Annotated in this window: 8 protein-coding genes; 3 read left to right on the top strand and 5 right to left on the bottom strand. The window is 71.4% G+C overall.

Translation table 11 applies throughout. From position 1 onward, the window contains the following. Window positions 1-199: 199 nt before the first annotated feature. Complete coding sequence (locus B1759_RS11055) at window positions 200-1,780, top strand: AbgT family transporter (protein ID WP_095515140.1); 1,581 nt, start codon at window positions 200-202, stop codon at window positions 1,778-1,780. A gap of 55 nt (window positions 1,781-1,835) precedes the next feature. Here B1759_RS11055 and B1759_RS11060 read toward each other — a convergent pair whose 3' ends face one another. The 4 genes from B1759_RS11060 to B1759_RS11070 are packed head-to-tail and all read right to left on the bottom strand — an operon-like array spanning window position 1,836 to window position 5,940. Beyond that, window positions 1,836-2,186, bottom strand: a complete 351-nt coding sequence (locus tag B1759_RS11060; protein WP_095515141.1) for a phage holin family protein — start codon at window positions 2,184-2,186, stop codon at window positions 1,836-1,838. Window positions 2,187-2,240: 54 nt separating this feature from the next. Then, the gene (locus B1759_RS19705) at window positions 2,241-2,414 is read right to left on the bottom strand and encodes a hypothetical protein (protein WP_158225215.1); all 174 of its coding nucleotides are present in this window, start codon (window positions 2,412-2,414) and stop codon (window positions 2,241-2,243) included. Between the two features lie 33 nt (window positions 2,415-2,447). Next, on the bottom strand, window positions 2,448-3,539 hold the full coding sequence (locus tag B1759_RS11065; protein ID WP_158225216.1) for a prephenate dehydrogenase: 1,092 nt from the start codon (window positions 3,537-3,539) through the stop codon (window positions 2,448-2,450). Next, window positions 3,532-5,940: a helicase HerA domain-containing protein gene (locus B1759_RS11070; protein ID WP_095515143.1), complete on the bottom strand. Its 2,409-nt coding sequence runs from the start codon at window positions 5,938-5,940 to the stop codon at window positions 3,532-3,534. The genes B1759_RS11065 and B1759_RS11070 overlap by 8 nt, the downstream gene beginning before the upstream one ends. 148 nt (window positions 5,941-6,088) lie before the next feature. Here B1759_RS11070 and B1759_RS11075 point away from each other — a divergent pair, with 148 nt between their 5' ends. Next, window positions 6,089-8,161, top strand: a complete 2,073-nt coding sequence (locus B1759_RS11075) for a prolyl oligopeptidase family protein (RefSeq protein ID WP_095515144.1) — start codon at window positions 6,089-6,091, stop codon at window positions 8,159-8,161. Between the two features lie 3 nt (window positions 8,162-8,164). Here B1759_RS11075 and B1759_RS11080 read toward each other — a convergent pair whose 3' ends face one another. Next, the gene (locus B1759_RS11080) at window positions 8,165-9,091 is read right to left on the bottom strand and encodes an oxidoreductase (protein ID WP_095515145.1); all 927 of its coding nucleotides are present in this window, start codon (window positions 9,089-9,091) and stop codon (window positions 8,165-8,167) included. Window positions 9,092-9,258: 167 nt separating this feature from the next. On the opposite strand from B1759_RS11080, the gene B1759_RS11085 reads away from it, so the two are divergent. Next, complete coding sequence (locus B1759_RS11085) at window positions 9,259-11,838, top strand: acyl-CoA dehydrogenase (protein ID WP_095515146.1); 2,580 nt, start codon at window positions 9,259-9,261, stop codon at window positions 11,836-11,838. Window positions 11,839-11,894: the final 56 nt, after the last annotated feature.

The raw sequence follows: 11,894 nt of genomic DNA on the forward strand, positions 1-11,894 counted from the left end.
ACCCTGAGGGTCACGTTGACGTCTGAGGAGCGGCCGACTCGGGCGTCACGTCGAGCCGGAGCGAGTTGGGCAGGGACGGACCGCAGAGGCCCGGAGCCACCCGGACGATCTGGGGGGGCGCGGGGGAGTGCGTGGGGGAATGGCCGCTCGGAGCGGACGGCGCTAATCTCCGGGTTTCCTATCGCCCCGACCTATACGCATGGACCCCACTGCTGCCCCCGCGCCCGCGCCCTCTCAGACTGGCATCCTCGGCTGGATCGAGCGCGTCGGCAACCGACTGCCCGACCCGGTCTTCCTGTTCCTCTACCTGATCGGCGGGCTCGTCGGCATCAGCCTGATCGCGTCGTGGTTCGACTGGTCGGCGCTGCACCCGACGAGCGTCGGGGACGACGGGGCGCCGTTGGTGATCGCAGCGGAGAGCCTCTTGTCGGCCGCGAACATCCAGCGGCTGTGGGTCGAGATGCCGACGACGTTTACCCACTTCCACCCCCTGGGCTACGTCCTCGTGGTGATGCTGGGCGCGGGCGTCGCCGAGCGGACGGGCCTGTTCGGGACCGCCATGCGCGCGGCGGTCCGCAACGCGCCCACGCTGCTGCTGACGCCGGTCGTCGCGCTGGTCGCCATGATGGGCAACCTGGCGGCCGACGCGGCCTACGTGGTGCTGATCCCGCTCGCGGCCGTGATCTACCACGCGGCCGGGCGTCATCCCATCGCCGGCATCGCGGCGTCGTTCGCGGGCGTCTCGGGCGGTTTCTCGGCCAACCTGCTGCCGGGCCAACTCGATGCATTGCTGTTCGGCATCACCCAGGAGGCGGTCGAGACCATCGTGCCGACCTGGGAGGCCAACATCGCGGGCAACTGGTACTTCATCGCCGCGATGGTCTTCGTCTCGATCCCGGTGATCTGGTACGTGACCGACCGGATCATCGAGCCGCGGCTGGGGACCTACGTGCCCGACGCCGACCACGCCGAAGACCCAGACGCCGATCAGGCCATCACGGCCGACGAGTCGAAGGGCCTGCGCTGGGCGGGGCTCGCCAGTCTCGCTGTGATCGCGCTCTGGGCCTTCTTCACCCTCGGGCCCGGCACGCCGCTGATCGACGAGGCCGCCACCCCCGAGGCGCGCCTGTCGCCGTTCTACCGGTCTCTCGTCGCCGGCTTCTTCGTGCTCTTCCTCGCGGCCGGGTGGGCCTACGGGCGCGCCGTCGGCATGGTGAAGAGCCACCGCGACATCGTCAAGATGATGGCCGGCTCGATGGAGGACCTCGCCTACTACCTCGTGCTCGCGTTCGCGGCCGCCCACTTCGTGGCCATGTTCAACTGGTCCAACCTCGGCCTGATCGTGGCGGTGCACGGGGCCAACGGCCTGGAGCAGATGGCGCTGCCGACGCCGATCCTGCTGATGCTGATCGTGCTGTTCACCGGCGTCACGAACCTGTTCGTCGGGTCGGCCAGTGCCAAGTGGGCGCTGCTCGCGCCGGTGCTGGTGCCCATGCTGATGCTCGTCGGCATCAGCCCCGAGATGACCACGGCTGCCTACCGCGTGGGCGACGGCGCGACCAACATCATCACGCCGCTGATGGTCTACTTCCCGCTGATCCTGATCTTCTGTCAGCGCTGGGTGAAGGGCTTCGGCCTGGGAAGCCTCGCGGCCCTCATGGTGCCGTACTCGTTCGGGCTGATGGTCGTCGGGCTCGTGCTCGTCGGGATGTGGGTGGCGTTCGACATCCCGCTCGGACCGGGCGCGGCTGTCGAGTACGTGCTGCCGTCCGCCCCGTAGCCCATCCGCTCCGCCCGCCTCGGTGGCTCCACAGGGGCACCGAGGCGGGCCGGGGCTACTTCTTTTTCTTGCCGCCGACGAGGCCCTGGATGAACGCGGCGAGGAGGCCGTAGGCGAGCGACCCGATCAGCGCGGCCACCGGGCCGTCTACGTCGAACCCGTCCACGAACTGGGTCGCGAGCCAGAACAGGACGGCGTTGATGACGAGCGTGAACAGGCCCAGCGTCAGCCAGCGGATCGGGGTCGTGATCAGCTTGACCACCCAGCCGATGGTGGCGTTGACGAGACCGATCACGAGAGCCGCGATCAGGGCGGCGACGAAGCCTGCGACGACGACGCCGGGCACGAGGTAGGAGACGGCGAGCAGGGCGGCGGCACTGGCGAGCCAGCGGAGGAGCAACTTCATGGGCCAGGGGAGGGGGGAGGAGCCGGCTCCTACGGCCGTCGGCGCCCGCCGGGTTCAGTCGACCGGCACGTAACGCATGCGGAGGCCCGTGTCGCCCCGGATGACCGCGCGGAAGCGGGCCACGCGGCCCGACTGGTTCCTGAGCCGCGCCGATGCCGAGCGACCGCATGTCAGCTGGACGGTGAAGAGGGCGGCCAGCAGGGCGGGAATGGTGAGGTCGAGGGTCACGGCGGCGGCAGGTCTGTTCAACCTACCGTCATGTCACCGTCGCTCCGCCCGCAGCCCCAGGTTCCGGAGGACCCCGATGGCCGCGTCCGCCGCCGGGCCATCGGCGAAGGCGAGGCGGAAGGCGCCGCCCTCGTTCTCGCGCACCCGGAGCAACTCCATGTCCTTGATGTTGAGCCGCGCCTCAGCGAGCGCACCCGTCACGGCGGCCAGGAAGCCGACGCGATCCTCGGCCCAGAGCGTCACCTCGGCGAGCGGCGTCAGGAAGCCTTTCGCGTGCGACGGGATCGCGCTTCGGGTCGCAGCCGAGCGCTCGAAGGCGACTTCCAGCGCAGACAGGTCCCCCGAGCGCACGGCGTCGTGGAGCGCGCCCAGGCCGTCGGTGTAGGTCTCCAGCATCGCGAGGACCGCGTCGCGGTTGGCGCCCAGGATATCGCCCCACATGCCGAACGGCGAGCTGGCGATGCGCGTCATGTCGCGGAAGCCGCCCGCGGCGAGCGCCAGCGCGTCGTCGCCCACCTCGGCCGCGAGGCGGACCAGGGCGACGGCGGCGAGCTGGGGCAGGTGGCTGACGGCCGCGACGACGGCGTCGTGCCGGTCGGGCGCCATCACGACCGGGCGGGCGCCCACCGACCGTGCCAGCCAGACCGCCCGCGGATCGGCCTCCGCGCTGCCGGTGGGAGTCAGGACATAGACTGCGTTCTCGAACAGGAGCGCGTCCGCGTGGGCCATGCCGCCGCGCTCGGCTCCCGCCATCGGGTGCCCGCCGACGAACGTGACGGTCTCGGGCAGGCAGTCGCTCGCAGCCTCCGCGACGGGGCCTTTGACGGATGCCACGTCAGTGACGAGGGTACCGGGGCGGAGGGCGGGCGCGATCTCGGCGAGAGTGGCGCGCATCGCGCCGGTCGGCACGGCGAGCACCACGAGGTCCGCCTCGGCGGCGGCGTCGGCGGGGGAGGCGGCGCCGGACGTGGCCGCGGCTCGTTCGATGGCGAGCGACAGCTGGTCGGCGTCGCGGTCGAAGGCGACGACCTCGACGTGCGGCTGGCGGTCGCGGAGTGCCAGCGCGAGCGAGCCGCCGATGAGGCCGGTCCCGATGACTGCGACGCGGCGGGACGTGTCAGGCACGGGCGAGGCGGCCATCGGGGCCGCGGCGGAAGGGGACCCATGCGAGGGCCATCTCGGCGACGTGCATGGACGTTTGCGTGGCCTGGATCTCGACCGTCTCCAGCGGGGCCGACTCGGGGCTCGCGGTCAGGTCGATGTCGTCCATCTCCCGCTGGAGCTGCGCGTCGAGGTCGGCGTAGTCGGCCTTGAGGGCGTCGAGCTTCTGCTCGGCTCGGGCGACGTCGCTCGACTCCTTAGACATCCGCCCGGCCGATCGCGCGGTGACGCCGATCTGGCTGAGCGTGGACCGGCGGGAGCGCCCGCCGAGGAAGGCACCCAGGAGGGTCGTGCCCACGCGGACGAGCGTGTCGGTCTTCCGCTGGCTCGCCTGCGCCGCCTCGCGGTCGATCGCGTCCTGCGCCGACGCCATCCGCTTTTCGAGGGTCTGAAGCTTGGACGCATACCGGGTCCGGAGGTCCTCCTTCTGGGCGTCGCGCGCTTCGCGGGCCAGTTGCCCCAGGCGGATCCGGAACGCGCGCTCGTCCTCGCCGGGCTTCGAGGTCGCCTTCAACTCCTTGTTCTGGAGGAGGCGGAGGGGGTGCTCCTGCTGGAGCCACCGCCTCAGGTCGGCCTCCCAGCGGCCGAAGCGCGACGCATCGGTGCCCTCGGGCAGTGGCGCGAACGTGGCCCCATCGGCGGGTGTCGTGCGGGTGGCCGGGCGCTCGGCGAGCGGCTCGGCTGCGCCCCACTGCGGGTCGCCGTCGGCGACCTCGATCAGGACGGTAAAGCGCTCCGTGTGGTCCACGTCGAGACTCTTGCGCTGGTACGGCACCTCCGCGCGAGCCAGCAGCATCGGCACGTAGCGGTCCGCGGGCTCCCCAGCGAGGAACACCTGGGGCACGTCGACGCTCGGCGGGCCGGACGCCTCCGCCTCGGACGTGTCCTCGACCGACGCCGGTGCGGTCGATGGGGTCGGCGCGGGCACCGAGGCGGGCGGGGCCGCGGCCGCCTTGCGGTCGGCCATCAACGTCCCGATCTGCGTGCGTGTGAGCGGACCGGCGAGATAGCTCAGCACCCAGCGCGTCGCCAGCAGAGTCGGCGCCTTCTCGTGGACGTTGTGGAGCAGGAAGCGCCGCTTGCCGATGCCGGACAGCATCCGGTCGACCTCCGCGCGGTCGAACCCGGTCGCCTGCGACGCCCCCTCTAGGCCGTCGAGTAGCCGCTCCTTGTCGCGCTCGGTCTGCAACCGTCCGACGAACCAGGTCCCGCAGTTCGAGAGCGCCTTGTAGTCCATGTCGACCGGGTTCTGGGTCGCCAAGACGACGCCCAGCCCGAACGCGCGGGCCTGCTTCAGGAGCGTCAGCAGGAGCGTCTTGGTGGCCGGGTTCGCGCTCGGTGGCAGGTAGCCGTAGATCTCGTCCATGTAGAGGATCGCCCGCAGCGAGCCCGTGCCCGACTGGCGGCGCATCCACGCGAGCACCTCGCCGAGGAGGCGCGTGACGAAGAACATCCGCTCCTCGTCGCCGAGGTGGGCGATGGACATCACCGAGACCTGCGGCGTGCCGTCGTCGCCGTAGAAGAGGCGGTCGGCGTCGAGCGGCTCGCCCTGCGCCCAGGCCGCGAAGCCGGGCGAGGCGAGGAGCCCGTTCAGCTTCATCGCCAGCCCGGTTCGGGTCCGCGCCGGGAAGAAGGCGTCGACGGGGAGCACACCGATGGTGTCGAACGGCGGGGTCTGGAGCGCGCCGATCAGGTCGGCCAGCGTCAGGCTCCGGCCCGCCGCCCAGGCGTCGCCGACCACCTTGGCCAGGAAGACGTGCTCCGGGCTCGACATCGCATCCGCCTCGACGCCCAGCAGCGACAGCAGCCCGCTCACGGACGCGTCCACGCGCTCGGTGAAGGCCTCGCCCGAGCGGGCGTCCGGCGGAGGCGGGTCGAACGACCCGAGCACGGAGACCGGCACCCCGGCATCGGAGCCGGGCGTGTAGAGGGTCACCGCGGCGGCGTCGCGCAGGCGCTGGATGCGGTCGGCGGGCTGGTCCCACTGCGTGAGCCCATCGCGCCACATGGCGGCGGTGCGCGCGGCGAGGTCGTCGGCCGAGATGCCCTCGCGGGTGGCCTCGCCCTCGTCCACCCACGGCCGGAAGTCGGACGCCGCGAGGTCGGGGAACTGGAGCGCGAGGTTACCGAGGTCGCCCTTCGGGTCGATGGCGATGACGGGGATCTTGTCGAGCGCCGCCTCCTCGATGAGCGAGACCCCCAGCCCGGTCTTGCCCGAGCCCGTCATGCCGACGATGAAGGCGTGGGTGGTCAGGTCGGCGGAGTCGTAGAGGATCGGGGCGTCGGTGACCTCGGCCGTGGCCGGGTCGACCTCGCGGCCGAGGTAGAAGACGCCGAGGCCTTCGTAGGGGGCCACGTCGGGCATGGACTGCGGAGGTGAGTGCGGGGGGAGTCTACGCGGATGCCGGGCGCGCGGGCCACCCCGCCCGCCCCGCGTGCAAGAGCCCGGGCCTCGGGAGCGGGGTGGAGGATGCGGCTCGCCGCCTACTTTACCGTCCCTGCCCGTCCGTCCCATGCGTCCCCTCCTCCTGTTGACTGCCCTCGCCGCCTCTGGCCTCGCCGCCCAGCCTGCCGACGACTTCCTCTGGCTCGAGGAGGTCGAGGGCGAACGCGCCATGGAATGGGTCCACGCCCACAACGCGACCACCGCTGCTGCGCTCCAGGCCGAGCCCGTCTACGATGCCCTCTACGCCGACGCGCTGGCGGTGCTGACCTCGGACGACCGCATCGCGATGCCGTCGATCCTCGGCGACGCGATCACCAACTTCTGGACCGACGAGGACAACCCGCGAGGGATCTGGCGACGCGCCTCCTGGGCGAGCTACCTCACCGGCGACCCGGAGTGGGAGACGCTTCTGAACATCGACGCGCTGGGCGCGGCGGAAGACGTGCCGTGGGCGTTCAAGGGCGCGACCTGCCTCGCGCCCGACTACACGCGGTGCCTCGTCCGCCTCTCGCGCGGCGGCGCCGACGCCGTCGAGACCCGCGAGTTCGACCTGACCACGAAGACGTTCCCCGAGGGCGGGTTCTTCCTGCCCGAGTCCAAGGGCGTCGCGGCCTGGATCGGGGAGGACGACCTGCTGGTGTCGACCGACTTCGGAGAGGGGTCCATGACCGACTCCGGGTACCCGCGCGTCGTCAAACGCTGGCGGCGGGGCACGCCCCTGGCCGACGCGGAGACCGTGTTCGAAGGCGAGACGTCGGACGTGGGCGCGTGGGCGGCGTCGTACCGCCGGGGCGACGAGATCCTTCCCGCCGTCGTCCACCGGCCGAGCTTCTTCGAGGGCAGCACCTACGTGCTTCGCGATGGCGACTTCGTCCGCCTCGACGTGCCGCTGGACGCCGACCCCGGCTTCGTGGGCGACCAGCTGACGCTCTACCTGCGGTCCGACTGGGAGGTCGGCGGGGAGACGTACGCGGGCGGCTCGCTCGTCGCCATCGGCGCGGGCGCGTTCTTCGACGGCGAGCGGGCCTTCACCACCGTGTTCGCGCCGACGGAGCGGCAGACGGTGGAGGGGACCGCGTCCACCCGCAACACGCTGCTGGTGGCGCTGCTCGACAACGTGAACGGCGAACTCCGCCGGTTCCGGTACGAGGGAGGCGTGTGGCAGAGCGAGACGCTCGACGCTCCGCCCCTCGGCAGCGTCGGCATCGTGACCGCTAGCGACGACGACGACCGGTTCTTCTTCTCCTACAGCTCCTTTCTCCAGCCGACGACCCTCTTCCTGGCCGAGGCGGACGGCACGACGCGGTCGGTCACCCAGCTTCCGCCGTCCTTCGACGGGTCCGGCCTGACCGTCCAGCAGCTCGAAACCACATCCGAGGATGGCACGCGGGTGCCGTACTTCGTCGTCCACCGCGAGGACGTGACGCTGGACGGCTCGAACCCGACGCAACTCTATGGCTACGGCGGCTTCGAAGTCTCGCTGACGCCGTCGTACAGCGGCATCAACGGGTCGCTCTGGTTGGAGCGCGGTGGCGTGTTCGTGCTGGCCAACATCCGGGGCGGGGGCGAGTTCGGGCCGGCCTGGCACCGGGCGGCACAGCGGGAGAACCGCCAGCTCGCCTTCGACGACTTCCTGGCCGTCGCCGAGGACCTGATCGCGCGCGGCATCACGTCGCCCGAGCACCTGGGCATCCGGGGCGGCTCCAACGGCGGCCTGCTGACGGGCGCGGCGATGACGCAACGGCCCGACCTGTTCGGGGCCGTCGTGATCTCGGTGCCGCTCCTCGACATGCGCCGCTACCACACGCTCCTCGCAGGCGCCAGCTGGATGGCCGAATACGGGGACCCGGACAACCCGGACGACTGGGCATTCATCTCGCAGTACTCGCCGTACCAGAACCTCCGCGAGGGCGTCGCCTACCCGCGCCCGCTGTTCACCACCACGACGCGCGACGACCGCGTCCACCCGGGCCACGCGCGCAAGATGGCCGCCCGGATGGAGGCCATGGGCCTGCCGGTCGACTACGTCGAGAACACCGAGGGGGGCCACGGCTCGGGGGTCACGCCGGACCAGCAGGCGACCATGTGGGCGTCCATCTACACCTACCTCTGGCGCCAGTTGGGTGGCGCCGAGGGGTAGGGGCTATGCGGAGAGCATCGACACGCCCGTGAGCGTCTCGCAGGCCTCCCACAGCCGCCGGCCCGCCTCGGTGTCGACGGCCTGGGGCGAGATGGCGGCCGGCGCCGGGTCGCCCCGCATCTCCTGGAACCCATCCGGGCCGATGTAGCCGCCGGGCTGGGGGTCGTACCCGGCCGCGGCGACGAGCGTCGGCAGCGCGCCCCGCCAGGGGGCCATCGCCACGAGACCCATCACGGGGCCCGCCAGCGCGGAGAGGACCGGCCGCCCCTCCATCATGTCCGTCGAGAGGTTCGTCGACGCCAGGCCCGGGTGGGCGGCGACGCTGATGGCGGGCTTGTTTTGCGCGCGGAGCCGGCGCTGCATCTCGATCGAGAGCACGAGGTCGGCCAGCTTGCTCTGCTGGTAGGCCCGCCAGGGGTCGTAGGCGCGCTCGCTCTGGAGGTCGTCGAAGTTGAGCACGCCGTTGCGGTGAGCGATGCTGCTCAGCCAAACGACCCGGGCGTCCGGCGCGGCGAGGACGCGGTCGAGCAACCGGGCCGTCAGCGCGAAGTGGCCGAGCACGTTGGTCCCGAACTGCATCTCGAAGCCGTCGGCCGTCTCGCGGCGCGTCGGAAGCGCCATCACGCCCGCGTTGTTGATGAGCAGGTCCACCGGCTGGTCGACGGTCTCGGCGAAGGCTGCGACGCTCCCGAGGTCGGCGAGGTCGAGCTCGCGTACGTCGAGATCGGCGCCGGGGAGGCTCCGCCGGACGTCGTCCGCGGCGGCGTGGGCCCGGTCGAGGCTGCGGCACGCCATGATCACGCGGGCGCCGAGGGCGGCGAGCCCGCGCGTGGCTTCGAGACCGATGCCGGAGTTGGCGCCCGTGACGAGGGCCGTGCGGCCCGTCTGGCGGGGAAGATTGCGGAGGGACCAGGAGACGGCGTCGGCCATGGGGGCAGAGAGGGGAGAAGGGATGGGAGAGACCCGCGCCGCGCGTCGGGGTTCGCTCGCTTGCGCCAGGGAGACGGAACGCGTAGACTCTTCCCTTGTTAACGGTGTTAACCTGTCCCGAGGCGGCCCCGCTCCAGGTCCGCAGTCCCCCGAACGCCCCCTTCGCCATGGAAGCCCTTCCGTTCTTCGCCGACGCCCCGCTGTGGGCCGCCGCCCTCGGCGTGCTACTGGTCCTCTTCGCGCTCGGCTTTACCGGCGCCCCGCTCTGGGCCTGGGCCGCCGCTGGTCTCGTCGCCCTGGTGGGCTTCGGCGCGCCGCTCTGGCTGACGGTCGCGTTCGGCGTGCTCGCCGCCGTCTTCCTGATCACCCCGATCCGGCGCGTGCTCTCGGGTGCAGTGATGGGGCTGATGAAGAAGCTGGAGTTCCTGCCCGTCATCTCCAGCACCGAGCAGGAGGCCATCGACGCCGGTACGGTCTGGGTGGAGGGCGAGCTGTTCTCGGGCAAGCCGGACGCCAAGCGCCTCCTCGCGCAGGACTACGCGGGGCTGACCGACGAGGAGCAGGCGTTTCTGGACGGCCCCGTCGAGGAGCTCTGCCAGATGGTGGACGACTGGGACGTGTGGCAGCGCCGCGACCTGTCGCCGGAGACCTGGCAGAAGCTCAAGGACGACAGGTTCTTCGGCCTCATCGTGCCCAAGGCCTACGGCGGCCACGGCTTCAGCCCGTCGCTCAACAGCGCGGTCGTCGCCAAGGCGGCCTCGGCGTCCAGCACGCTGGGCATCACCGTCATGGTGCCCAACTCGCTCGGTCCGGCGGAACTGCTGGCGCACTTCGGCACAGACGCGCAGAAGGACTACTGGCTCCCGAAGCTGGCGACCGGCGAGGTGATCCCCTCGTTCGCGCTCACCGAGCCCGGCGCGGGCTCCGATGCAGGCGCGATCTCCTCGAAGGGCGTGGTGTTCACCGGCGACGACGGCGAACTCTACCTCCGCCTGAACTGGCGGAAGCGCTACATCACGCTGGCCGCGATCTCGAACGTGCTCGGCCTCGCGTTCAAACTGGAGGACCCCGAGGAGTTGCTCGGCAAGGGCACCGACCTGGGCATCACGTGCGCCCTCGTCCCGACGACTGCCGAGGGCGTCGTCCTGGGCAAGCGGCACGACCCGCTGGGCGTCCCGTTCTGGAACTGCCCGACCGAGGGCCACGACGTGGTGGTCAAGCTGGAGGACGCCATCATCGGCGGCGCGGCGGGCGCGGGCCGCGGCTGGCGCATGCTGATGCAGTCGCTCGCGGCCGGGCGCGGCATCTCGCTGCCCGCCTCGGGCACCGCGGGGATCCAGCAGGCGGCTCGCGTCGCAGGCGCGCACGCGCTCATCCGCAAGCAGTTCGGGCTCTCGATCGGCAAGTTCGAGGGCATCGAGGAGCCGCTGGCCCGCATCGGCGGCTGGGCCTACATCGCCGAGGCGTCGCGGCGTTACACCTGCGGCGCGCTCGACGGGGGCGCGGCCCCGGCCGTGGTCACGGCCATGATGAAGTACAACATCACCGAGCTGTTCCGGAAGGCCGTCAACGACGGCATGGACGTGCTCGGCGGCAACGCCATCAGCCGCGGCCCGCGCAACCCGCTCGCCCACGCCTACATCGGCCTGCCCGTCTCGATCACGGTCGAGGGCGCCAACATCCTGACTCGCACGCTCATGGTCTTCGGCCAGGGGGCCATCCGCTGCCATCCATACGCGCTCAAGGAGATGCGGGCGCTGATGACGGGCGACGTGAAGGCGTTTGACTCGGCTTTCTGGCCTCACATCGGGCACGTCGTTCGCAACGCGTTCCGCGGCGTCGGCCTCTCGCTGACGCGGGGCTGGCTGGCGGGCTCGCCGGTCTCCGGCCCGGCCGCGCGCTACTGGCGCAAGATGGCCTGGACCAGCGCCACGTTCGCCTTCCTGGCCGACCTCGCCATGGGCACGCTCGGCGGCGACCTGAAGCGCAAGGAGAAGCTTACGGGCCGTTTCGCGGACATCTTCTCGTGGATGTACCTCGGCACGGCGGTTCTCAAGCGCTTCGACGCCGAGGGCCAGCGCGAGGAGGACCGCGCCTTCCTGGACTGGTCGATGCAGTACGCCTTCGCCCAGATTCAGGACGCCTTCGATGGCCTGTTCGCGAACCTCCAGGTGCCCGGCGCGACGTGGTTCTTCCGCGGCCCGCTCGCGGCCTGGAGCCGCTTCAACCGGATCTCTGATCTGCCGTCGGACGCGGTCGGTCACAAGGTCGCAGCGGCACTTCAGGTGCCCGGCGAGCAGCGCGACCGCATCACCCCGACTGTGTTCACGTCGATGGACCCTGAGCACGCGTACGGCCGCTTCGACCACGCCATGCGCCTCTGCTACGAGGCGGAAGGCGTCGTGTCGAAGATCAAGGCCGCCATCAAGCGCCGCGAGCTGCCCCGCCAGCACCCGGCTACGCTCATCCCGCTCGCCATCGAGGGCGGCGTCATCACGCGTGCCGAGGCGGAGATGCTGAAGACCGCCGAGGCCGCCCGCGCCGATGCCATTCAGGTCGATGCGTTCGACAACGCCGATTACTTCGCCTCGGCTGTGAAGCCGGGAGAGGTGACGTCGGCGACGAGCGGAGACGGCTCCGCGGTCGGGGAGGTCGGCTTCGGCGGCCCCGCGTCGACCGAGGCGGGCGCTACGGCCTGGAGCGGCGCGGTCGTCACCGAGGATCCGGCCGCCGAGCCGACTGCGTAGAGGGCTCGCGTCGACCGCTTTCAAGGGCGGCTCCGCACCGCGGGGCCGCCCTGTTC

The organism is Rubrivirga sp. SAORIC476, assembly GCF_002283555.1.
Classification (GTDB): Bacteria; Bacteroidota; Rhodothermia; order Rhodothermales; family Rubricoccaceae; genus Rubrivirga.